Consider the following 22553-nt stretch of genomic DNA (forward strand, 5'->3'; position numbering starts at 1 on the left):
GTTACAAGATTTCTCGCATAGGGTCGTACCCTACAACATAAGCCAGCTCAAGGGGAAACTATGGCATTCAATTTTGATCAATGGATAGACCGCAGTCACAGTGACAGCGTTAAGTGGAACAAATATCGCGATCGCGACATTATTCCCCTCTGGGTCGCCGACACAGACTTTGCTTCTCCCCCTGCGGTGATCGACGCTCTGCAGCAGCGCATCGCCCATGGCGTGTTCGGCTACGGCCACCCATCCCCTGAGCTTGGCAAGGTTTTTACCCGGCGCATGGCAGAGCGCTATGGCTGGCACATTTTGCCCGAATGGCTGGTTATCCTGCCGGGCCTGGTTTGCGGGCTGAATTTATGCGTACGTGCTTTTACCGCTGAAGGTCAGGCAACCCTTGCCCCTTCACCGATTTATCCTCCTTTCCGTAAAGCCGCAAAGTTTGCTGGTCGTTCACAACGGCAAATTCCGTTACGGCTCGATAATCAACGCTGGGTATTGGATCTCGCTCACGCAGAACGGCAACTTGAAGGGAACGAGCGGCTACTGATGCTATGCAATCCACACAACCCTGGCGGCACGGTGTATCGGCGCGAAGAACTGCTGGCGCAGCATGAGTTCGCCCGCCGTCATGATCTGATCGTCTGTTCGGATGAAATCCACTGTGATCTGCTGTTGGAGCCCGGCTTGCAGCATATTCCGTTTGCCAGCCTGAATGACGATGCGGCGCAGCGCAGCATTACTCTGATGGCACCGTCAAAAACCTTCAACATCGCCGGATTGGGGGCTTCAATGGCCATCATCCCTAACAACCAATTGCGTTTACAGCTATGCCGGGCGCGCAGTGGCATTGTGCCGGAAGTGGACATACTGGCGCTGGTTGCCGCTCAGGCAGCCTACAGCGATGGGCAACAGTGGCTGTATGAACAACTGGATTATTTACGCGCCAACCGCGATTTGGTGATCGAGCGTATTAATGCCTTGCCCGGCCTGCATCTGCCTCCGGTAGAAGCAACCTACTTGGCCTGGATCGATTGCCGCGGATTGCCCGTAAACAACCCGCATGCCTTTTTCGAGCAGGCCGGTGTTGGCTTGAGCCCTGGGCTAGACTTTGGCGACCGCCGTTTTGTGCGTCTCAACTTTGGCTGCCGACGTGAACTGCTCAGAGAGGCGCTGGATCGCATGGCGCAGGCGGTCAATCGCCTCAGTGCCGGTTAACCCCGCTCGCTGGCGACGATGTCACGGATAGGATACGGATGGAACTTGATGGTGATATTGCCATCCGTCAGGGCCAGCGTCGGGTTCGGCAAGCGTTCCCCCTCTCCTTTTGGCGCACTCTGCTTCAGCTTGATCCCTGGCAGCAGCAGCGCCTCATCCGCCAAACAGCTCAACGCTCGCGCATAGAGGGTGGCCGGATCGCCGCCCAGCACCAGTTCCACGTGCTCCCATCCTTCGTGCGGATAACGTTTTTCACCAGGATAGGGCAGCTCCACACAGTCGATATGCCACGGGCCCACCGCCAAAGGAACGGCCAGATCAAACAAGCAAATAGGCCGGCCGTTGATCTCCGTTTCCGACAACAACGTCGCGCACTGCAATAGCCCTTGGCGCCAGCGATCGGCGGTGCTGTTCTGGTGGCAACGCAGCGAAATATGGTCAGCGCTGAATGCTGACAAATCGAGATGCAGCTTTTCTGCCAGTTGTGTCAGCGCCTGTTCAAAGCGCGGTAAATCCTGCACCAGGTCGTTAAGTTCGGTAATCGATGACAAAGAGATCATAGGTTGTTCAATTTCTCCAAATGCGGGCAACAGATAGCATAATTTACACGGCGAATGCGGCACAGGCTACGACTTGTACAGTGAAAAAAACCGTCAGGTTTGAGTGAATTATTCCTTCTTTTGTACAACTTTATTTTGCGAAAAACTATTAGACAGTCGGTAATGATAATAGCGCCTAGAGTGTATTATTTAACCCCACTTTTAATTTGTTATATTCTCAAGATAAAACAACCACCCAACCAATTGTTTTAAAACAAATTTAATTTTAAGACACACAATTCCTTCTCCAAAATTTACGCAGAAAATCTTTATTCATTGATTTTAATGACTAAAAAAACAAGATATAGTAAGAATTTTCTTATTTGGCGCGTGATTAATTGCTTACACCGGACTATTACGATAATTTGAGCCTGTACCAAAATACAGGTAAATAACTATGCTTCTTTTAGGCCTTTCTGTTGTTCTGATACTTATTGCGGTCTATGCAATTTATCGCCACTGCAGGATAAGTCAAAATAGTATGCTGCATACTAGTCGACGCAGCCGTCCTGGTCGCCACAATAAACAACGTTAACTCTTTAACCTTGCATAGCGCCACTTTTCCCCTCTTTCGTTACCCTGCCCGCGTCAACTGCTGACGCGGCGCCTCTTATCAGATACAATTACGGGCTATTTTGTGGTTAGCCGGCCTTTCTGGCGCGGTAATAAGAACCACCTTTGAATCCGGAGGGCCGTGCAGCGCACGCCCCTCGTTTGCATTAAGGTAACCCGGTGAATATTCAGGCTCTTCTATCAGATAAAGTCAGCCAGGCGCTGATTGCCGCAGGCGCACCTGCCGATTGCGAAGCGCAAATTCGTCAGTCCACGAAAGCGCAGTTTGGTGATTATCAGGCTAACGGCGTCATGTCCGTGGCGAAAAAACTCGGCATGCCGCCACGACAGCTGGCAGAGAAAGTGGTGCAACTGCTGGACCTGGGTGACATAGCCAGCAAGGTCGAGATCGCTGGCCCCGGCTTTATCAATATTTTCCTGAACGCGAACTGGGTTGCTCATCAGGCTGACCTCGTGTTGAGCGCACCCAAGCTCGGTATTGCCCCGGTTGCGCCACAGACCATTGTGATCGACTACTCTGCCCCCAACGTGGCGAAAGAGATGCACGTTGGCCACCTGCGTTCCACCATCATTGGTGATGCTGCCGCGCGTACCCAGGAATTCCTCGGCCATAAGGTGATCCGCGCCAACCACGTTGGTGACTGGGGCACCCAGTTCGGCATGCTGATCGCCTATCTGGAAAAAATGCAGAACGAGCACGCCAGCGATATGGGTCTGTCGGATCTGGAACAGTTCTATCGTGAAGCAAAGAAAAACTACGACGAAGACGAAGATTTCGCCCTGCGCGCCCGTGGCTACGTGGTGAAATTGCAAGGGGGTGATGACTACTGCCTGAAGATGTGGCGTAAGCTGGTTGACATCACCATGGCACAAAACCAGATCACCTATAACCGTCTGAACGTCACCCTGACCGAAGATGACGTGATGGGTGAAAGCCTGTACAACGCTATGCTGCCGGGCATCGTTGCCGATCTCAAAGCAAAAGGGCTGGCGGTAGAGAGCGAAGGCGCTACCGTGGTCTTCCTTGACGAATACAAGAATAAAGACGGTGACCCAATGGGCGTCATCATCCAGAAAAAAGATGGCGGCTACCTGTATACCACCACCGATATCGCCTGTGCCAAATACCGTTATGAAACGCTGGGTGCCGATCGCGTACTGTATTACATCGACTCACGCCAGCACCAGCATCTGATGCAAGCCTGGACTATCGTGCGTAAAGCCGGTTATGTGCCAGATGCGGTGACGCTGGAACATCACATGTTCGGCATGATGCTGGGCAAAGATGGCAAGCCGTTCAAAACCCGTGCTGGTGGCACCATCAGGCTGTCTGATCTGCTGGATGAAGCCATTGAGCGGGCCAGCAAATTGATTGCTGAAAAGAACCCGGACATGTCCGCTGAAGAAATGCAGAACGTGGCTAATACCGTGGGTATCGGCGCGGTGAAATACGCCGACCTGTCAAAAAGCCGCACAACCGACTACATCTTCGACTGGGACAGCATGTTGGCCTTTGAAGGCAACACGGCCCCTTATATGCAATATGCCTATACCCGCGTGGCTTCGGTGTTCAAACGCGCCGGTATCGCTGAAAACGACCTGACTCTGCCGTTGGTGATGACCGAAGAGCGGGAAATTGCGTTGGCCACCCGCCTGCTGCAATTCGAAGAAACCCTTACCGTGGTAGCTCGTGAGGGTACACCACACGTGATGTGTACTTATCTGTACGATCTAGCCGGGTTGTTCTCCGGTTTCTACGAACATTGCCAGATCCTGAACGCCGAGAGCGAAGAAGCCCGTCAAAGCCGCCTGAAACTGGCGCTGCTGACCGCCAAAACGCTGAAAACCGGTTTGGACACCTTAGGGATCGACACCGTCGAACGCATGTAAGGCGAGAGGCAAAATGCAAAAAAGGTCGCTGTTCGTTAGCGACCTTTTTTATTTACGTTACAAGAGGAGGGTTACACCACCCGGCGGGCAAAATCCCGAGGCCGGAAGCCTAATCCCCCCAGCACGGCGAAATAGGCCACCGCGCCTGCGACCACCACCACCGCCAACCGCAACAGCCGAGTCAACATATTGCCCTGATCCCAGGCGGGCATCAGCCACATAATCCCCAGCAAGACCGCAGACATCGCCAGCACCGCAATCACCAGCTTGATCAGAAACACGGCCCAACCCGGCTGCGGCTGAAAGATTTTCTGCTTACGCAGTTGCCAATACAGCAGTGAAGCATTCAGACAGGCGGCCAAACCGATCGACAATGCCAGCCCAGCATGCTTCAGCGGCCCGATAAACGCCAGGTTCATTACCTGTGTCATGATCAGGGTGATAATGGCAATCTTGACCGGCGTTTTGATGTCCTGGCGGGAATAGAACCCTGGAGCCAGCACTTTCACCACGATCAGCCCCATCAGGCCAACAGAATAGGCCACCAGGGCGCGTTGCGTCATCGCCGCGTCGAACGCGGTGAATTTACCGTACTGAAACAGGGAAACGGTCAGTGGCTTGGCCAAGATCCCCAGCGCAATTGCACTCGGTAACGCCAATACAAAACAGAGACGCAGCCCCCAATCCATCAGGCGATTGTATTCATCCTGATTCCCGCTGGAGAAACTTTTTGCCAGTGAAGGCAGCAGGATCGTCCCCAGCGCCACGCCCAATACGCCAGAAGGAAACTCCATCAGGCGATCGGCGTAATACATCCAGGACACGGAGCCAGACACCAGGAATGAGGCAAAAATGGTGTTGATAATCAGCGAAATCTGGCTGACAGATACCCCGAGGATCGCCGGGCCCATCATGCGCATCACCCGCCATACGCCCGCATCGCCCAACTTCAGGCGCGGTAGCACCAACATGCCGATCTTCTTCAGATGCGGCAGCTGATAACCCAGTTGCAGCACGCCGCCGACCACCACCGCCCAGGCCAGCGCCAGCACCGGCGGATGAAAATAAGGTGCAGCAAACAGCGCAAAACCGATCATGCTGACGTTCAGCAGCGTTGGCGCAAAGGCCGGAATGGAGAAACGGTTCCAGGTGTTGAGGATTGCCCCCACCAGAGAAGCCAGCGAAATCAGCAGGATATAGGGAAACGTAATGCGTAGCAGCGCGGAAGTCAGAGCGAACTTATCCGGCGTATCGGTAAAGCCCGGAGCAGTAATGTAGATCACCCAAGGCGCGGCCAGCATGCCAAGCACCGTCACTACCGCCAGCACCAGCGTCAGCAAGCCGGAAACATAGGCGATAAAGGTGCGCGTCGCCTCTTCCCCCTGCTGGCTTTTGTATTCCGCCAAAATAGGGACAAACGCCTGAGAGAAAGCCCCTTCGGCAAAAATACGCCGTAGCAGGTTCGGCAATTTGAACGCCACAAAGAAGGCGTCCGTCGCCATACCGGCGCCAAAAACGCGTGCCACAATGGCATCACGCGCAAAACCCAACACCCGCGAAAACATGGTCATCGAGCTTACGGCTGCCAACGATTTTAATAGATTCATGTGGTTTTTCTGATGAGTATGACGTGTAAATATCAACGCCTGCAACAGCAGGCGTCAGTTGAAGAACAAGGCAATAGTCTACGGATCCAGCAAAGTAATAGCTACCGCCCTATGTTACTCGGAGTTACGCAACATCTTCTCGATCAGGCGCTGCGCGTAGATCGCCTGCTCACCGGCGGTTTCCGGGGCAGTATGATTGCTGACCGACTGAATAAAGTGCTGCACCGCGCCAACAAAGCCGCGCTGGGCCAGCGTGGTCTGCCACCCCGCAGCCGGTTGCTCCACCACGCCCTGTGTATCCTCACGCAGCCACTGGCGCATATCGCTCACCTGATACACGGCCCCGTTGCTCACCGCCTGTACGCTCTCACGCTGGCTACCGGCACGGCGGTGCATACTGGTGGTGACCAGCGCCTCGCCGCAGGCAAAATGGTGCTCCGCATAGAGCATCTCACCCGCAGGGTTGGCGCGCAGGCTGCCGCTCAGCAGAGTAGCTTCACCGCCCCCCAGCCACAATGCCGTGTCTACCACATGCAGATAGTCATCCAGCAAGGTAAAACGCAGGTTTTGCGGCCCAACGCTGTCCGCACGGTGTTTGTCCATACGGATTGATGCTGGCTGCTGCATTTGCTGCTTCAATTGGCAATACAGCGGCGCAAAGCGCCGATTAAACCCCACCATCAACGCTTTACCGCGCTTATCAGCCAGAGCGATCAATTGCTCTGCCTGTTCCAGCGTTTCCGCCAGCGGTTTATCCACATAAACATGCACGCCGAGCTTAAGCAGCTCACTGACTACTGCAAAATGGCTCGCGGTGCTGCTGTGCACAAACACGGCATCACATTGCTGCGCCAAGCTGTCAAGCCGCGAGAAACAGGCCATACGGTAGCTGTCGCACACCGGTTGTGCCTTCTGCTGGTTAGGTGAAAAGCCCCCAACCAGTTGCCAATCCACCGCGTGGCTGAGGATTGGCAAATACGCTTTTTGCGCAATGCCTCCAAGCCCGACCACGCCGATACGTAATTTACTCATGTTGCCCCCGCGCTAGCAGGCGATCCAATTGCTGTTTCAACGCCGCCACCTCAGCTTCCAAGGCCGCAACCCGTTCGCTCAGATCCCCTGCCGCGGCGGGTTCAGCCTCTGCGGGAGCTGCTTCGATCTGCCCGCTGAATAAGTGCATAAAGCGGTTTTCACGCTTGCCGGGTTCACGCGGCAAGCGCACCACAAACGGGCCATCCTCACGCACGGTCAGTTGCTGCAGAACATCTTCAACTTCACTGACATCGTTGAATTCGTGCATACGGTTGGTGCGGGTGCGCAGTTCGCCTGGCGTCTGCGCGCCACGCAGTAACAGCGTGGCGATAACCGCCAGCTCGGCAGGCGAGAGCTTCAGTTGACCGAATTCCGAATTACAGAAACGGTGCTCATATTTCACCACCCGGTTACCAAAACCGCTCAGCGTACGCAGAAAATGCTTTCGTAGCAGCAAATCCAGGGTCTGCTGGACTTCACTTTCCGACAGTTCCATTACCGGTTCGCGATTGGTTTTCTGATTGCAGGCTAAGGTGATGGCATTCAGCGAAAGCGGATATTGATCGGGCGTAGTTACCTGTTTTTCCAGCAGGCAACCAATCACTCGGGCTTCTTTAGCACTCAATTCATATTTCATTTATGGCCTCAGCGTGATGGTGGTAGCCATTCTTTGTAGGTTAATGCGGTGAGTACGTGATCCTGCCACTGCCCGTCGATCAGCAGATAATCTTTGGCATAGCCTTCACGTTCAAAACCGAGCCGCGCGAGCAGCGCACCGCTGCGCTGGTTATGCGGCATATAGTTGGCCATGATGCGATGCATCCGTTGTTGGCGCTGCATATAACGGATGGCGGATTGCAGCGCTTCATACATCAGCCCTTGCCCTTGCCATTTTTCCCCCAGGGAGTACCCCAGAAAACAGGCGTGAAAAGAGCCACGCAGCACATTGCTGAAATTGGCTACGCCACGCACTTCATTTTCATCGAGATCCAGCAGGATAAAATAGTAGGCACTGCCCTGTTTTTGCATCTCGGTAATCATGCTCAGCCGCGCCTGCCAGCCAGAAGGATAGCAGTGGCTTTCATCCCGCAACGGCTCCCAGGGTTTGAGAAACGCGCGGTTGGCCGCGTAGTATTCTGCCAGGCGATAGGCATCACGCTCATGGACGAGACGGACAATCAGCCGGTCAGTGGTAAGGCGTACTTTTGGTGATGCAGAGCGATAGCCAAACATCATTTCCCCCGCGGTCAGGACGGTTCGATAAGAAGTATTGATTGGGTGAGCACTGAATTATTGCCGTTATTGCCTTCACCGCCGGTGCCATTAACGTTCAATCACCGACGCAGAACCGCACTTGCCCGCGTTTAATATAACCGTAGCCCGGCCCACAGGTAAAACCCCCATCGTTCAGTAAATAAGCAATCAATCGTTTTGTCATTTTTTTTAACCGGTTTTGCCACCCGCATAACGTATTGACGATAAAAAAATATTATCTATTACCCCTCTATCGGTATGGGTGTATTGGGGGGAGAATAAGCGGGTTGGCGTTTTCTCCTTCTTAATTGCTCGTGGTGAAGCATGTCTTTGGTATCGCAAGCTCGGAGCTTGGGTAAATATTTCCTACTGTTTGATAACCTGTTGGTGGTTTTAGGCTTTTTCGTGGTCTTCCCACTGATTTCTATCCGCTTTGTCGATCAGCTTGGCTGGGCCGCCTTGGTGGTGGGGATTGCGCTTGGCCTACGCCAGCTGGTGCAACAAGGGCTGGGAATTTTTGGCGGCGCGATTGCCGATCGCTTTGGTGCCAAACCGATGATTGTCACCGGCATGCTGCTGCGTGCCGCGGGCTTTGCTGCCATGGCGATGGCGGATCAACCCTGGCTGCTATGGTTTTCCTGCGCGCTTTCGGCGATTGGCGGCACGCTGTTCGATCCGCCACGTACCGCGCTGGTGATCAAGCTAACGCGTCCGCACGAACGCAGCCGTTTCTATTCCCTGCTGATGATGCAAGACAGCGCCGGTGCGGTGGTCGGCGCGCTGATCGGCAGTTGGTTGCTGCAATATGACTTCCACTTTGTCTGCTGGACCGGTGCCGGGATTTTCGTGTTGGCCGCCGGTTGGAATGCCTGGCTGTTGCCAGCCTACCGTATCTCCACCGTCCGTGCGCCCATGAAAGAAGGCATGATGCGCGTGATGCGCGATCGTCGTTTCCTAGCCTATGTGCTGACACTGACGGGTTACTACATGCTGGCGGTGCAGGTGATGCTGATGCTGCCTATCGTGGTGAATGAAATCGCTGGCTCACCGGCGGCTGTAAAATGGATGTATGCCATTGAGGCCGCGCTGTCGCTGTCATTACTTTATCCACTGGCGCGCTGGAGCGAAAAGCACTTTCGCCTGGAACAGCGCCTGATGGCCGGTTTATTGCTGATGACCATCAGCCTGATACCGGTCGGCCTGGCGAACAGCCTGCAAGCGCTCTTCACCCTGATCTGCTGTTTCTACCTGGGATCGATCATTGCCGAGCCCGCCCGTGAAACCCTGAGCGCCTCGCTGGCCGATCCACGGGCGCGTGGCAGTTACATGGGGTTCAGCCGTCTGGGCCTGGCTTTAGGCGGCGCACTGGGTTATACCGGCGGTGGTTGGATGTATGACACCGGCCATGCATTGGGCAGGCCCGAGCTGCCATGGTTCCTGTTAGGATTAGTGGGCTTCATCACGCTGTTTGCCCTGTACTGGCAGTTCAATCCACGCGCCACCGCCCCGGCCGTGCTGCGCGGAGGTTAAACCAGGTGTCAATACGCGTTGAATAACCGATAATACCTGTTAAATCAGCAGTGGCAGCTATCCTGATAGTGAAAAAACGAGCGCAAAAAAGTCCCTATCAACGCATCATATAACAACAACTTTGCGCGACAGCCGTGGTTGGCTGTGATAATTATTGCTGTTAAAACCTGACAACAGGAGCAAGCATGAAACTATTTATTTATGATCATTGCCCATTCTGCGTGAAAGCCCGCATGATCTTCGGCCTTAAGAATCTGCCTGTACGCTTAGTGACCCTGCTCAGCGATGACGAAGCGACCCCCATCAGCATGATCGGCAAGAAAATGGCCCCCATCCTGCAGAAGGATGACGGGAGCTACATGCCAGAAAGTATGGATATTGTGCATTATGTCGATATCCTTGACGGTAAACCTCTCCTGACCGGCAAAACCAACCCGGCTATTATCGACTGGCTGCAACATGCCAACAGCTATACCGGTAAACTGCTGTTGCCGCGTTTTGCCAATGCCGATTTCGAAGAGTTCGCCACTGACAATGCGCGTCGTTACTTCAGCGATAAAAAACAGGCGGCGATCGGGGATTTTGCCACCCATCTGGCGGACAGCGCCGATCTCATTGCTCAGTTGGAAAACGATCTGGCAAACCTTGCCACGCTGATCCAATCGCCTGAAGCGGTTAATGGCACGCTTTCTACCGATGATATCCACCTGTTCCCGCTGCTGCGTTCGCTGTCGATCGTCGCTGGCGTCGCGCTGCCCGACAACGTAGAGGCCTACCGTAACCGAATGGCACAACGCGGCGATATCCCGCTGCTGCTCGATATGGAGCAGTGATTGTCTCTCGGGCATGTCAGCGTTGCTGGCATGCCTTTCTGCCCCGATTTCGTCGTTATCCGATAGGCCCCCCGTCATTTCTACCCCATCATCTGCTATCCTGCCACCCGGGCAAATATTTCTTTGCTGGGAGCCAGATGTTTATCATTATCACCTGCAGCATTTCCATTAGCAGTTTTACGAGGCACGAATGAAGAAGATCCTGATGGGCGTTGCTGCCCTGATATTTGCCGGTGCGCTTGCCGGTTGTAACCAACTGACGCAATACAGCGTCAGCGAGCAGGAAGTGAATGATTACCTGCTGAAGCACAATAATTTTCAGAAACAGATTGGGGTGCCTGGGCTCGTTGATGCCAATATCGTCCTGACGCAGTTGCAAAGCCAGATTGGCCGCAGCGAGCCTGGCAAGGTGATGCTTTCTGGCAATGCCAAGGTCGATATCACCTCGATTCTTGGCCCGCAGGCAGCCGAGCTGCAACTGACGCTGAAGGCGCAGCCGGTTTATGAGCGTGAAAAAGGCGCTATCTTCCTGAAAGAAATGGAACTGGTGGACTACAAGGTGCAACCGGAAAAAATGGATACCGTGATGAAAGCGCTCACGCCTTATCTGAACCAGTCGCTGAAAGCCTACTTCGACCAGCAGCCGGTCTATGTCTTAAACCCGGATAACAGTAAGACAGAAGCGCTGGCGCGCAAACTGGCGAAAGGGTTGGAAGTAAAACCGGGTCAATTGGTGATCCCGTTCACCGACTAAGCTTAATGGGGCGCAGTTGACTGACTGCGCCCTCTGCAAACTACTCTTCTTCGCCCGATCCTGCTTCTTCCTGCTCATACTCCGCCAGTTCATCACGCATCGCCGCAATGGCGTCACGGGTGATCACGGCCAGAGTACGGTAGAAACCGCTGGTGGCATGGGCTTCAACCTTACCCAGGAAACGCCCGCACCAGGGCAGCAGAAACTCATCAAACAAGATGATTTGCGCCTGAGCTTCATCTTCCTGCGACTGATCTTCCAGCCAGGAAGCGGCCAGCAGCAACGAACCGAAGTGATCGGCAGGTGCCTCACCTAGCGGCATCCCACGTTGTTGCAGGAAAACGCGTACTTCAGCTTCGGTACTCCCTTCCACATACGCAGAACGGAACGGCGGCACGCTACACTCACTGCCGACAAACAGTGCATTAAAATCAGCCGCCAGCAGATTGGCTTCACAATGCTGCTGCAAACGCGTTAACAATTCGTCCTGTTCCAGTGGCCAATGCTGCTGAAGCTTGCCCTCTTTGATCAGAGTAAACAGCGGCACCAGCAGCGGATCCTGTGGCTGGCGGTAAAACAGCGTCCCCAGTACCCGACAGACAACGGAAAACTCATTCATGATCAAACCCTATTCAAGACGGAAAATTTGCCGTGACGATGTCACAAATTGGCCAGTTCCGCAATTGCCGGTTTACCGCGCTGTTCAAGAAAGCCCAGCAAGCGACGCGGTGATACGTTGAGAATACGCTCCGGTGGGAAATCCACCTCTTTGATAATGCGCTCACAGTGCTCAAAATCACCGAGCGAAAACGCCACATGTGAATCAGAGCCCAACGCCAGCCAGCCCCCGGCATCACGCACTGCCGCCGCCACGGCGCGGCAGTTGGCTTCGCTTCCCTTGCGCGAGTGGGTAAAGGAAGAGTTATTCAACTCCAATGCCACCTGATACTGCGCGGCGGCGGCGGCAACCGCTGCAATATCGATAGGGTATTTGGGGTTACCTGGATGGCTGATGATATGCACATCCCCCTGCGCCATCGCGGCAATCATCGCCTGCGTATTGGCGGCTTTGTCCTGTGGCGCAAACACCGGTTCATGAAACCCGGCAATGATCAGATCGATCTCATTCAGCATCGGGCCGGTGCAGTCGATATCACCTGCCAGATTTTTGATATTGGCTTCAATGCCGCGCAGAATACCGACGCCATCCACCAGACGCGGCCAGACTCGCATATTCATAAAGTGCCAGTAATGGGGGGCATCGGCCATATCCGGCCCGTGGTCGGTGATGGCAAACAACGTGATGCCTTTTTGTTTCGCCTCCGCAATATAGTCGTGCAGAGTACTGTAAGCATGAGTACTGGCAACGGTATGCATATGTAAATCAACGGGGTACATTATTTCTCCTTGTGATGAGCCTACCAATGTCATGCGGCCGATTGATTTTGGGCACGGTAAGCTGACTTGTTTCATGATAGCAGCTAGCACTGCCATCAGTAGTGCACTCTGGGCGATCGCGCGTCAGTAACCGCGCTGCATATCAACCAGGCCGGTGGGGGGGCCCCCCGCCTCAAGCGCCAGAATATTAGCAGCAATTTGGTTCATTGCCTGCTCGGGTAACGTAATAGCAGAGATATGTGGAGTGATGGAGACACGCGGATGGCACCAGAACGGATGCGCCTGCGGCAGCGGTTCCTGACCAAACACATCGAGCGTTGCCGCAGCGATTTGCCCTTGCTCAAGCGCCTGTAGCAGATCGTTTTCCACCAGATGCGCACCACGGGCTAGGTTGAGCAAGTAAGCCCCCGGTATCAACTGAGCAAACAGCTGCTGATTGAGGATCCCCTGAGTTTCCGGCGTATTGGGCAGCAGATTGATCAGCAAGCGCGTGTCATGCAGAAATGCTGCCTGCTGCGCGTTACCAGCAAAACTCTGCACGCCGTTAATCTGCTTGGCGCTGCGGCTCCAGCAACGCACCTTAAAACCAAACTCTACCAGTTTTTGCGCCACGCTTTTGCCCAAAACACCGGCCCCAAGAATGCCGATAGTGAAATCGCTCTGCTGATGCGGAACCAACGGCAACCAACGTTGTTGCTGTTGCAATACGTGGTACTCATCAAAACGGCGGAAATAGCGCAATACGCAGGCCAGCGCATACTCTTGCATCTGCTGGGCCATCCCGCTGTCTTCCAGTCGCACCAATGGCACCCCAGTTGGCAAAGTGCCAGGGTGCTGGCGTTCCTGCTCAAGGATGGCGTCAACCCCGGCCCCTAAGGCAAATATGCCTTTCAGATCGCCGCGGTTAGCCAGCATCTCATACGGCGGGCGCCATACCAGTGCATAATCTGCCCGATCATTATCTCCGGGTTGCCAGGCACGAATGTGAGCCTGCGGTAAGCGTTGCGTCATTCCCACCAGCCAGTCCTGAGCGGCGAAAAATGGATGGTAAAAAATGATATTCATTATCCTTGGCCCTTAATGATTGCGGTTTATCTCGCCTGTCCAGAGCGGTTCCTGCACTCTGGCGGGGGATTAAATTAACGGCGATCGTTCGTCAAATCAGCAGATTGCTGCAAGTTTAACTAAACGCGCTCGGCGATGTAAGAAGAGTATTGACGCTGGGAACAGATTCTCCTACATTAGCGCCCATCGCCAGCGTAAAGCGTTGCCGATAACAATATGGTGAGGTGTCTGAGTGGCTGAAGGAGCACGCCTGGAAAGTGTGTATACGCGCAAGTGTATCGAGGGTTCGAACCCCTCCCTCACCGCCATATTCAAAGAGAAAGCCTGAATTCACGTTCAGGCTTTTTTGCTTTTAGATTCCCCGCACAGGGAGGGGCGAGAACCCTCGACAGGGTTCGACAAAATGGCCTGCCATTTTGGACGGCCGCAGGCCGCCCGAAGGGTGAGCGTAGCGAATCAAGCCCTCCCTCACCGCCATATTCAAAGAGAAAGCCTGAATTCACGTTCAGGCTTTTTTGCTTTTAGACTCCCCGCACAGGGAGGGGCGAGAACCCTCGACAGGGTTCGACAAAATGGCCTGCCATTTTGGACGGCCACAGGCCGCCCGAAGGGTGAGCGTAGCGAATCAAGCCCGACATCACCGCCATATTCAAAGAGAAAACCTGAGCGAAAGTTCTAATGCTCATCAGTTAACCCTAACCAGTTCCCTCTCCCTTGGGGAGAGGGTTAGGGTGAGGGGACAATCACCGCACGACTTGCCCCTCACCCCGGCCCTCTCCCACAGGGAGAGGGGGCGATGCCTTGAGCCATTGATGCATTATTATGCTGCTTTGCGCTTAACTGACCAGCATTAGAGCGAAAGTTCAGGCTTTTTGCTTTTAGATTGCCAACTCTGGCAGTTCATCACCTGCGTTGGCCGCCAAGCAGCTTTCACGCAGTATGCGGATAATAGTGTCCGCACCGCTGCGATTAGGGTTTATTCTGATCATACGCTGTTCCAGGCTGGGGTCCGCCTGGCGGAAAGTGCCGGAAACGCGGTAAAACAGCGGAGGGATCTCATACTTGGATTCAGCGCCAACAGGATAAGGCAACGCCCCCAGTGTTTGCGCATACTCCAACACCGCCGCAGCGATCGGTTGATGAAACTCCACCAGCAGCACTTTAGATTGCGCATTCGCCAGCAGCGCCTGTTTTATCAGTGGTATTTCGCCCTGATTCAGGCGGCGCACCAACTCCTCGTTCACCCGCGCCTGAACCGCATGCATCACCGGCGCAAACGTCAGCCCACGCAATACCTCCATCGCCTGAAAGCCCTGGATCTGGCTACCGCCAGAATACATATTGTGGCGAATAGCGGTAATGGCCTGCTGCTTGCCCACCACCACCCCAACCCCCTCAGGGCCAAACAGCTTAAAGCTGGAGAAGGTTGATAAGGTTGCCCCCTGCTCACAGCCAATCTTCGCCACTTTCATCACCGCATAGTTATCATCCACTAACGACGGGATCGCCAGTTGGTTCAGTTGGTGGACAACCGCCCCCAGGTCATAGCTATCCTCAATTTTCTGCCGGGTATGTTGCACCAACGCTGCCGCAGGGCGGTGCTCACTCACTGCCTGAGCAATCTGTTCCGGCTGATTAAAATCTGCGCGAATCAGGCGTAACCCCATGTGTTCCACAATCACCTTGCTGGTGGGGTAAATCGGTGCATCATGAATCAGCAGGCTGTCACCGCATTTAAGCAATGCCGCCAGCCCGCAGCGGATCGCCCCCGTGCCCGCACCACTCACCAGCGCCGCCGCTTCGGCAGAAAAAAACTGGGCGATAACCGCCTCAACCTGCCGGGTCATTCGCGGCTGATTATGCCCCGGCGCAAGGCCCAAATCCCCCTGGGTCAAAAACTCTGCCCCAGGGAAATGACGGCAGATAGTATCCACCAGCCGAAACTGAGCCTGCTGGGCCTGCTCCATACTCATGCTGATAAGTGGAAAAGTCCTGATCATGATTCACCCCACTCGGCTATCAGCCGATGCCGACAATCTGAATAATGTTGGCCAATATCCCAACCGCAATAGTAGCGATCGGCCCGATAGCCATCTCAACCAGTGGCCGCTTCGACGTGCGGTTAAGCAAGTACAGCCCTGCCACCACCATAAAGCCCATGCCCGGCAGAATAGCGTTCGAGGCGATCATGCCCCCGACCAGCAACGACACTTCCAGCATCCGGGTGATCGCGGTACGAATATGGTCGCCACAGGCTTTGATGCCAGGATATTTATCCAAGCCGATAGCGATTTTGGTCAGTAATTGGATCTCCATCAGCATGATGATGCAACCTGCGATAAAAGCGATCCACGGGTTATTGGTCGCCAAACCGGCAACGAAGACAAACTTCATGCCATCGGGGCTGTAGACACCCGTTGCGATCGCCGTCATCCCCACTAATGGCACAAAGCTGATGGCGCGCGCCAGCGCTACTAGCATGGCGCTGGTTTGTTCACCATGTGCCATCAACTGCAGTGAAACTGGGCCTTCTGCCAACAGGCTAAAAGACATGGTTGCCGCCACCGCCGTCAGCCCGCCGCTCAGCACCAGCAGCCATTTATTCTTCTGGATACGTTCAATACGGCTGGAAAACAGCCCCACCAGCATTGCATTCGCCCCTGCCTGCTGGCCGTTGGTTGGCTCTGGCGGGCGCTCTTTCATGGCAAAGTAGAACATGGCGACCATGGAAAGCAGCAGCGCACTGCCGTTAGGATCAAGCTTGACGGGGGTAGCAAGCAAACCACCAAAGCTGAGGTTACCGATAGCCTGCGTGGCGAGATACCCCACCAACGTTGCAACCAACACCCAGATCCCCTTGCGGTAACCATACTGATAACCCACTACAATAGCCGGGAACAGAGCAAAGCAAGCCACAATAGGATCGCCCACTTTCCCCAGATTGCTCATAAAGTTCACTGGCATATGGCTGAACAGCTCGACCACCGAGCGTAGCCCGGTCAGCAGAGCAATAGCGTACAGCGCGCCGATCACGCCAGACAGCACCAGCCCCTTGCGGCTGTCGGCACACCAGACGCCGATCACGTCGGTACCGAGCAGTAGGCTGTGCACTAAAATAATCGGTGCGGTGAGGGAAAATGGCAGCCCGAAGCCGATAATAAGCCCGAAACTCAACGCAAAGCTGGTGGCACCGAGCGCCTTGCGGCTCATGCGCCCTTCCAGATACTCGGGCATCAGCGGGCGGAGCCCATCATGAAATACCGCAATCCCTCGGTTGGCCATCATGGCGGAAATCGCCCCGATCAGCGCCAATAACCCCGCCTTGGTGGGGTCGATTTCAAGCAATCGCATTAAGAATGAGTGTTCCATGGCAACAGCCTCACTGAGAGAACAGCGTGTTAACGATTACCGGTACTACCGCATCAATATCCTGCCCGGTAAAGCCGAAGGCGATCTTGCCCGCTTTGATGCAGGCGGCGATCTCGTCGTCGGACAGGATCTTGCCAGGCATCCCCACGGTGGCACATTTGTCCATGCCGATAATGGCGATCGCCATGGCAAGCGCCCCGCCGCCGCCGGTATTGCAGGCGCCAAGATAGATATCCGCCTGGCCGCTTTTGATGCTCATCGCGGCTTCGATATCATTCATAATGCTGATAGACGTTGCTTTCTCACCGGCCAGGCGGCGCACGGCGTCGGCAATTTTTTCTTTTTCGATCTGGCCACCAATGACAAATTTCATCTTTTTTTCCTTTTTATTCAGTTAACTAGCAGTATCCTAAACATGTACGTTTCGGCGTGCATAACGCAGGGTAGGTATCAGTTAAAAAATCGAGCTGGGTTATCGCGCAGCATCAGATCCACATCACGTTGAGACAAACCAGCCTCAAGCAACATCGGCACGAAGGTGTTCAGCAGATAGGCAAAACCGATCCCGCCGTTGGCTTTTAAATGGGAGCGCCGGGTAATATCCATTGAGAGCATCACTTGCCCAAGCTGCTTGCGATCCGCAATCGCTCGCAACATCGCGACCCGTTTACTGTCGGGGTAATAGCTGTTTTTGCCGATGGTATCGAACTGTACCCAAGCGCCCTGATCCAAGATCGGCAAAATGGTGTCGAGGTTATCGGTCAGATCGCAGTGCCCGATGACAATATGCTCCGCAGCCACGCCAAAACTTTGCAACAGCCGTAGCTGCTCAAAACCCATGGTGCTGAGGGTGGTATGGGTCGAGATCGGCCTGCCGGTTTGCTGATGAGCCAAAGCCGCAGCGGCAAACACCCGCCGTTCGTCATCAGTAATTTTCCCCCGGCTGGAGCCAATCTCAGCAATCACCCCCGCTTTCATCGCCGTGCCATCAATGCCTTGCTCGATCTCGCTGCACATTTCCGCCGCGATTTGGGCTGCGCTAAGCTGGGCAAGATGGGCGGGATAAAATGCCTGTTGGTAATAACCGGTGGAGGCGATGATGTTCATCCCGCTATCGCGCATCAGCGCCTGCAGGAAATCGGCCTTGCGCCCCATATAGCGGTTGGTCATCTCCACAATGTTGCGCACCCCAAGCGCGAACAGCTCACGCATTTCCTGGCAGATCAGGTCATATTGATCCAACCTGCAGTCGATATCGTTTTTCCCCCCGGAGAGATCAACATGCAGATGCTCATGTACATAGGTGTAACCGGAGCCATCAATCCAGCTCGTAAGCGGCTTGGTGCTTGTCATATCGTGCTCCTGTGCGGCCTGAGTTGTGGCAAAAATGAACGGCCATTCTGCGGTGCAGGGGCGTGAAAGAAATCACATACGGTGGCACCGATATCCGACAGCGTGCTGCGTAACCCCAAATCCCCTGCAGGCGCACCTTGGCAATACACCAGTAACGGCACTTTTTCCCGCGTGTGTTTACTGTGGCCAATCGTCGGGTCATTGCCGTGATCGGCGGTGACAATCAGGCAATCCTCCGCGGCCAAATGTGCCAATATCTGCTCCAGGTTGCGATCCACCAGTTGCAGGCGATCGAGGTAACGCGCCGTATTCTGGGCGTGGCCAGCCAGGTCGGTTTCCTGAATATTGCTGCAGATGAAGCTCGCTCCCGGCTTTTGCAATTCGCTTAGGGTGATATCCAGAATCGTCTGGCTATCCACCAAATTCTGATAGCTGCTGCCATGCGGATTTTCCACGATGTCGGCGACTTTGCCGATCAGAACCGTGCTGATGCCCACCTGATGCAACTGCTGTGGCACCTGTACGGCGGCGTTAACGCCATACCCCATGTGTTGCACCTGAAAGCCGTGCTCATAAGCTCCAGACGCCGGTGCGTTAATGCCAATGTATTTATCCAGCCTGGTCTCTGCCGCCCGGTGAATACGCTGGCTATCGCCAATCAGCCCGCCAAAGGCAATCACTCGCGCCACCTTGACCTGCTCGCGCACAACGCGGCCAATCTTCTTGACTTCGCTGAAGGGGATCAGCGTCAGATTGGCGGTAACATTAAATACCAGCCCCAGATCCGCCTCGATGTTGTCCCCCACCGCTACCGCATCATTCACCCACAGGTATTGCAGCCCCTCCCCCATGCGTTTCACTCGGTAACCCGCCTGTTGCAGAGCCGCTTCCACCGGGCCGATCACCGCTGAAAAAGGAATGCACACCGGAGTTTGTGGTTGGGTGCCCATGATTTCCTGATGCCCCATAAAGGTATCGCCCCCTTCATGCTGCAGGTTGGCAGTACCAAACACCGCGCTGGCGCAAGGCTGCATGATATTGGCTTTAAAACCCAAAGCATTAATCAGCCCAAGCCGTTCCAGCGTCGGTAAACGTACTTCAGGGTAAGCCTGCAAAATATGGCCACAGGTATTAGCTCCCAGGTCCTGAGGCCGTTTCTGTGCAACGTCATCCATCGCCCCCACGCCGAAGCTGTCGATCACCAGTACCAGAAACTTAGCCATTGCAGCCCCCTTTTTTCACACGGCCCTGGCTGTCGTAAATCCCTTCCAGCTTCGGCCGATCCGTGGCAATGCCAGATACCAGCGCCACATCGCTACGGGTGACAAATATCTGGCTGCGAAAGCACATCAGGACAGGGCTGCCGATGGGGTATATCCCTTGCAGAGCAATGTGATAATCGATGCTGGATTCATGCTGCGGCAGAACGCTGGCGGTCAGCAGTGGCCCTTCTTGCTCTGTACCGACCAACGCCTGCAGAACATTGCCGCGGCGATAATAGCCACCGCCGTAGCAATAGCTGTTACCGGCGAAATGGTGGGAAACCTCGGTGAGATACAGCATGGCAATCTGCTCGGGCTGATCGCCTTTGATATTGGCCGGTATGGTGCCGGTCAGAGCGTGCCCCGGCTCAGTATGGGTAGCACCGAGCTGTGCCAGCAGCGGTAACGTGGTGCAACTGGCCGCGGAAGGGGCATTGACCTGCCGGATGTCACAGCCACATTGCCGTAGCCGTTGGCTGGCCTGCAGCAGCGTCTGTAAATTATGCGTGGGTAAGGTTTGCTGCTGCTGTGGATCCCACAGCAAGCATGGGAAATGGGTCAGCCCTTGTAATAACAGCCCCGGCATGGCGGCGATTTTTGCCGCAACCTCTGGCAGTTGCTCCAGCACAAAACCGGCCTCTTGACCAGGATAGAGCAGATCGCCTGGCGCAAACACTTTCAGCATCACCGGCTGCACATAGCCCAAGCGCTGCGCATGTTCGGCAATCTTCGCGGCTTTCTCCAGAGAGAAAACGGTGATGACCTCTGGCCGCTGCGCCACTATTTGCGGGATCAGTTTATCGGGGATCTGGACAAGATGCCCAACGTGGCACAGCGGGAGCCCGGCGGCGGCCAGGCTCTGAGTTTCGCGAAAATCCACCGCCACCACGCCACGGTAACCCAGGGCAACCAAGCGCTCGGCTAGCCAAGGGTTGCGGCCAATCTGCTTGGTCATCAGGTAGAGTTCAATACCGCATGCCTGAGCCACCTGCAATAACTGACGGGCATTGGAAATAACCCTGTCAACATCAATAACATAGGTGTCAGGCAAGATAAGCCCTTGCGCCCATAACTCCCTGGCTACATCCACCATCTTGGGGTTTTGCTTTTGCAGTGCGTTAATAAACATATCTTCTCTTCTGCAGCCCTGGCGATAATTATCGCCTTATATCTTCAGTAATATGAATATTTAGCCCATGAAATAACCCATCAGTGCGGGTTCTGGGCTTGCAGCAAACTGTAAAGATTAGCCAGCAGGTAGCCCTCTTCATTGGGATGGGCTTGATGGCCCGATACCTGCAACAGATCCCGGTGAATAAGCAGCAGTTGCGGGTAAATTTCTGCCTCGCACATCTCGCGTTGCAGCTCTTCATCCAAGGCCTGAATCACAATATGTTGCTTTGAACGCATCAGGGCACTGGCCATGTGGGTCAAGGCCATAACGCCTTGCTCATTGCGCACCGGAATAGACCAGCGGTTGTCCAGCGCATCCAGCACCCTCAGCATGCCATCACGCACTTCACTATCAATCACGCCGCCCTGACAAAGCAGGTGTAATCTTTGCTCCATATTCATCCCTCAATAAACAGGCCTTATCTCACCCGCAACCACGCGTTGCTGGTGGAACAACAGGCTCTGACGATCCACCATGGTGTGTAACAACCGCTGTGTTTGCACATCATGGTGACGGGTCAGGATCACCGCCTCCGATGCGCTGGTAAAACAATCATCGCCACTGAGGGGGGCTGTCATCAGCCCCAGACGGGCCAGTTCCTCATCGTCGCTCACGTTCCAGATAGCGGCATCAATATCACCGCAGATAATCTGTTTCAGGCATTCGTGGTAAGAGATCTCAACCAGGGTGATAGCCTGCCCGGCGAAAAATGCGGCGGTCATAATTTTCTGATCCGCAGAGGCACTGTCTATCCCCACCTTACGTATGCTCTCCCGTTCACCCAGGCGATAAATCAACCGGTGCTGCTCCGTGTAGCTGTGCTCGCCAAGCGACAGCGCGATCTGCACCTGGTGCTGCTGCACGTAGCTTTCGGCCGCCAGTCTTGAGGTCACCGCCAGATCGTAAAGACCGTTCAGCAGGCACTCAATACGGATGTCCGATCCCCGCATATGGGCAAAATAAAAGGGAATATCCGCAAACTGGGCTTTTAATCCGCTGGCCAGCCCTTCATAAATCCGGGTATAGGGCAGCGGCATCGCGCAAACAACATTGCCGATATTGGCGTGCTTGAGCAGCGCTTTATGGTCGACGGCGATAATAAAACTGCCATTACGCCCACGGCGCTCAACGCCAATCGCCCCATCTTGCTCAAGGCTTTTTAACGCCCCTTGCATCAGGCCCACAGATAAACCGCTTTCTTTCGCCAGGGCATCGATGGTTTTCAACCTACCGCCTATCTGCTCTGTTAACAGATAGCGCGCCAGAAACGATTGGGCGATGCCCTCTTTCTTGATAAATTTATGATTCATGTTGCATGTCGTTGTTGCATTGGCTTTATATTCATAAAAATGAATATAAAGATCAACGGCAGAAAAGTAAAAACCAGAGAAGGGTCACATCTATACCCGAAATAATTCGAGTTACTTGTAGGCGGCAACTGACCGATTTGAACAGCGCTGGCCAGCAGTTTTGAACGCTGCTTGCAGCCCCCCCGAAGGGGTGGGGCTCAATATGGCCGTGTAACGCCCCCCTAGCAACTTGAACACAGGGTGAAACCCAGGATGGGGGCAGCGAATGAGCCACATCGCGGTCTAGAACTCAGTGATGGATGAACATAATTATCTGGTGCGCCGCTGGCATGATTTTC

At 54.5% G+C, this 22553-nt stretch carries 21 protein-coding genes, 1 tRNA gene and 1 other RNA gene; 7 read left to right on the top strand and 16 right to left on the bottom strand.

Going from position 1 to position 22553, the window contains the following annotated elements; all coding sequences use genetic code 11:
• The first annotated feature begins 60 nt into the window (after positions 1–60).
• On the top strand, positions 61–1212 hold the full coding sequence (locus tag BMI79_RS02880; protein ID WP_076940309.1) for a MalY/PatB family protein: 1152 nt from the start codon (positions 61–63) through the stop codon (positions 1210–1212).
• On the opposite strand, the gene BMI79_RS02885 is transcribed toward BMI79_RS02880, so the two are convergent.
• A complete protein-coding gene (locus tag BMI79_RS02885; RefSeq protein WP_076940310.1) occupies positions 1209–1772 on the bottom strand; it encodes a VOC family protein in 564 nt (187 codons plus the stop codon). The two genes, BMI79_RS02880 and BMI79_RS02885, sit on opposite strands and share 4 nt — an antisense overlap.
• Before the next feature lie 771 nt (positions 1773–2543).
• Between BMI79_RS02885 and argS the strand changes: the two genes are divergently transcribed.
• Entirely contained in the window at positions 2544–4274 is a 1731-nt protein-coding gene (argS, locus tag BMI79_RS02890) for an arginine--tRNA ligase (protein ID WP_076940311.1), read from the top strand.
• 71 nt (positions 4275–4345) lie between these two features.
• On the opposite strand, the gene murJ is transcribed toward argS, so the two are convergent.
• From murJ to rimJ, 4 genes are all read right to left on the bottom strand, one after another.
• A complete protein-coding gene (gene murJ, locus BMI79_RS02895) occupies positions 4346–5881 on the bottom strand; it encodes a murein biosynthesis integral membrane protein MurJ (protein ID WP_076940312.1) in 1536 nt (511 codons plus the stop codon).
• Positions 5882–5995: 114 nt separating this feature from the next.
• Positions 5996–6913 carry a Gfo/Idh/MocA family protein gene (locus BMI79_RS02900; protein ID WP_076940313.1) on the bottom strand — a complete coding sequence of 306 codons (918 nt, stop codon included), beginning with the start codon at positions 6911–6913 and terminating at the stop codon, positions 5996–5998.
• Positions 6906–7550, bottom strand: coding sequence for a DUF480 domain-containing protein (locus tag BMI79_RS02905; protein ID WP_076940314.1), 645 nt, complete (start codon positions 7548–7550; stop codon positions 6906–6908). The genes BMI79_RS02900 and BMI79_RS02905 overlap by 8 nt, the downstream gene beginning before the upstream one ends.
• An 8-nt stretch (positions 7551–7558) precedes the next feature.
• Entirely contained in the window at positions 7559–8146 is a 588-nt protein-coding gene (rimJ, locus tag BMI79_RS02910; RefSeq protein WP_076940315.1) for a ribosomal protein S5-alanine N-acetyltransferase, read from the bottom strand.
• A gap of 345 nt (positions 8147–8491) precedes the next feature.
• Here rimJ and mdtH point away from each other — a divergent pair, with 345 nt between their 5' ends.
• From mdtH to BMI79_RS02925, 3 genes are all read left to right on the top strand, one after another.
• On the top strand, positions 8492–9697 hold the full coding sequence (gene mdtH, locus BMI79_RS02915; protein WP_076940316.1) for a multidrug efflux MFS transporter MdtH: 1206 nt from the start codon (positions 8492–8494) through the stop codon (positions 9695–9697).
• 185 nt (positions 9698–9882) lie between these two features.
• Positions 9883–10530: a glutaredoxin 2 gene (gene grxB / locus BMI79_RS02920; protein WP_076940317.1), complete on the top strand. Its 648-nt coding sequence runs from the start codon at positions 9883–9885 to the stop codon at positions 10528–10530.
• A 190-nt stretch (positions 10531–10720) separates the two neighbouring features.
• Entirely contained in the window at positions 10721–11284 is a 564-nt protein-coding gene (locus tag BMI79_RS02925) for a lipoprotein (protein WP_076940318.1), read from the top strand.
• A gap of 40 nt (positions 11285–11324) precedes the next feature.
• Here BMI79_RS02925 and BMI79_RS02930 read toward each other — a convergent pair whose 3' ends face one another.
• The 3 genes from BMI79_RS02930 to ghrA all read right to left on the bottom strand — a co-directional run bounded on the left by BMI79_RS02930 (position 11325) and on the right by ghrA (position 13747).
• Positions 11325–11903: a TorD/DmsD family molecular chaperone gene (locus BMI79_RS02930; protein WP_076940319.1), complete on the bottom strand. Its 579-nt coding sequence runs from the start codon at positions 11901–11903 to the stop codon at positions 11325–11327.
• A gap of 41 nt (positions 11904–11944) precedes the next feature.
• A complete protein-coding gene (locus tag BMI79_RS02935; RefSeq protein ID WP_076940320.1) occupies positions 11945–12682 on the bottom strand; it encodes a phosphatase in 738 nt (245 codons plus the stop codon).
• A gap of 123 nt (positions 12683–12805) precedes the next feature.
• The gene (ghrA, locus tag BMI79_RS02940) at positions 12806–13747 is read right to left on the bottom strand and encodes a glyoxylate/hydroxypyruvate reductase GhrA (protein ID WP_076940321.1); all 942 of its coding nucleotides are present in this window, start codon (positions 13745–13747) and stop codon (positions 12806–12808) included.
• Positions 13748–13965: 218 nt separating this feature from the next.
• Here ghrA and BMI79_RS02945 point away from each other — a divergent pair.
• Together BMI79_RS02945 and BMI79_RS24530 are read left to right on the top strand one after the other, a co-directional pair.
• A tRNA-Ser gene (locus tag BMI79_RS02945) sits at positions 13966–14055 on the top strand.
• A gap of 46 nt (positions 14056–14101) precedes the next feature.
• Positions 14102–14224, top strand: a non-coding RNA gene (locus BMI79_RS24530) — RtT sRNA.
• Positions 14225–14625: 401 nt separating this feature from the next.
• Here BMI79_RS24530 and BMI79_RS02950 read toward each other — a convergent pair.
• The 8 genes from BMI79_RS02950 to yhfZ all read right to left on the bottom strand — a co-directional run bounded on the left by BMI79_RS02950 (position 14626) and on the right by yhfZ (position 22215).
• Positions 14626–15744 carry an aminotransferase class V-fold PLP-dependent enzyme gene (locus tag BMI79_RS02950; protein ID WP_076940399.1) on the bottom strand — a complete coding sequence of 373 codons (1119 nt, stop codon included), beginning with the start codon at positions 15742–15744 and terminating at the stop codon, positions 14626–14628.
• Between the two features lie 22 nt (positions 15745–15766).
• Positions 15767–17116: a YhfT family protein gene (locus tag BMI79_RS02955; RefSeq protein ID WP_076940322.1), complete on the bottom strand. Its 1350-nt coding sequence runs from the start codon at positions 17114–17116 to the stop codon at positions 15767–15769.
• Between the two features lie 10 nt (positions 17117–17126).
• Complete coding sequence (locus BMI79_RS02960) at positions 17127–17489, bottom strand: DUF2620 domain-containing protein (RefSeq protein WP_076940323.1); 363 nt, start codon at positions 17487–17489, stop codon at positions 17127–17129.
• A 77-nt stretch (positions 17490–17566) separates the two neighbouring features.
• Entirely contained in the window at positions 17567–18469 is a 903-nt protein-coding gene (locus BMI79_RS02965; RefSeq protein ID WP_076940324.1) for a phosphotriesterase-related protein, read from the bottom strand.
• On the bottom strand, positions 18466–19692 hold the full coding sequence (locus BMI79_RS02970) for a phosphopentomutase (RefSeq protein WP_076940325.1): 1227 nt from the start codon (positions 19690–19692) through the stop codon (positions 18466–18468). Before BMI79_RS02970 ends, BMI79_RS02965 begins: the two co-directional genes overlap by 4 nt.
• Positions 19685–20860 (bottom strand): YhfX family PLP-dependent enzyme, encoded by a 1176-nt coding sequence (locus BMI79_RS02975; RefSeq protein WP_076940326.1) that lies wholly within the window; start codon positions 20858–20860, stop codon positions 19685–19687. The genes BMI79_RS02970 and BMI79_RS02975 overlap by 8 nt, the downstream gene beginning before the upstream one ends.
• A gap of 80 nt (positions 20861–20940) precedes the next feature.
• Positions 20941–21300, bottom strand: coding sequence for a PRD domain-containing protein (locus BMI79_RS02980; RefSeq protein ID WP_076940327.1), 360 nt, complete (start codon positions 21298–21300; stop codon positions 20941–20943).
• Positions 21301–21309: 9 nt separating this feature from the next.
• Positions 21310–22215, bottom strand: a complete 906-nt coding sequence (gene yhfZ, locus BMI79_RS02985) for a GntR family transcriptional regulator YhfZ (RefSeq protein WP_076940328.1) — start codon at positions 22213–22215, stop codon at positions 21310–21312.
• Positions 22216–22553 lie beyond the last annotated feature (338 nt).

Source organism: Serratia oryzae (assembly GCF_001976145.1).
Classification (GTDB): Bacteria; Pseudomonadota; Gammaproteobacteria; order Enterobacterales; family Enterobacteriaceae; genus Chania; species Chania oryzae.

Bases quoted from the DNA above. Each gene is read 5' to 3' on its own strand.
- grxB (WP_076940317.1), top strand. From the start codon at position 9,883: ATGAAACTATTTATTTATGATCATTGCCCATTCTGCGTGAAAGCCCGC.
- BMI79_RS02880 (WP_076940309.1), top strand. From the start codon at position 61: ATGGCATTCAATTTTGATCAATGGATAGACCGCAGTCACAGTGACAGC.
- BMI79_RS02975 (WP_076940326.1), bottom strand. From the start codon at position 20,860: ATGTTTATTAACGCACTGCAAAAGCAAAACCCCAAGATGGTGGATGTA.
- BMI79_RS02935 (WP_076940320.1), bottom strand. From the start codon at position 12,682: ATGTACCCCGTTGATTTACATATGCATACCGTTGCCAGTACTCATGCT.
- rimJ (WP_076940315.1), bottom strand. From the start codon at position 8,146: ATGTTTGGCTATCGCTCTGCATCACCAAAAGTACGCCTTACCACTGAC.
- mdtH (WP_076940316.1), top strand. From the start codon at position 8,492: ATGTCTTTGGTATCGCAAGCTCGGAGCTTGGGTAAATATTTCCTACTG.
- BMI79_RS02930 (WP_076940319.1), bottom strand. From the start codon at position 11,903: ATGAATGAGTTTTCCGTTGTCTGTCGGGTACTGGGGACGCTGTTTTAC.
- BMI79_RS02980 (WP_076940327.1), bottom strand. From the start codon at position 21,300: ATGGAGCAAAGATTACACCTGCTTTGTCAGGGCGGCGTGATTGATAGT.
- ghrA (WP_076940321.1), bottom strand. From the start codon at position 13,747: ATGAATATCATTTTTTACCATCCATTTTTCGCCGCTCAGGACTGGCTG.
- BMI79_RS02970 (WP_076940325.1), bottom strand. From the start codon at position 19,692: ATGGCTAAGTTTCTGGTACTGGTGATCGACAGCTTCGGCGTGGGGGCG.
- BMI79_RS02900 (WP_076940313.1), bottom strand. From the start codon at position 6,913: ATGAGTAAATTACGTATCGGCGTGGTCGGGCTTGGAGGCATTGCGCAA.
- BMI79_RS02905 (WP_076940314.1), bottom strand. From the start codon at position 7,550: ATGAAATATGAATTGAGTGCTAAAGAAGCCCGAGTGATTGGTTGCCTG.
- BMI79_RS02955 (WP_076940322.1), bottom strand. From the start codon at position 17,116: ATGGAACACTCATTCTTAATGCGATTGCTTGAAATCGACCCCACCAAG.
- yhfZ (WP_076940328.1), bottom strand. From the start codon at position 22,215: ATGAATCATAAATTTATCAAGAAAGAGGGCATCGCCCAATCGTTTCTG.
- murJ (WP_076940312.1), bottom strand. From the start codon at position 5,881: ATGAATCTATTAAAATCGTTGGCAGCCGTAAGCTCGATGACCATGTTT.
- BMI79_RS02925 (WP_076940318.1), top strand. From the start codon at position 10,721: ATGAAGAAGATCCTGATGGGCGTTGCTGCCCTGATATTTGCCGGTGCG.
- BMI79_RS02885 (WP_076940310.1), bottom strand. From the start codon at position 1,772: ATGATCTCTTTGTCATCGATTACCGAACTTAACGACCTGGTGCAGGAT.
- BMI79_RS02965 (WP_076940324.1), bottom strand. From the start codon at position 18,469: ATGACAAGCACCAAGCCGCTTACGAGCTGGATTGATGGCTCCGGTTAC.
- BMI79_RS02960 (WP_076940323.1), bottom strand. From the start codon at position 17,489: ATGAAATTTGTCATTGGTGGCCAGATCGAAAAAGAAAAAATTGCCGAC.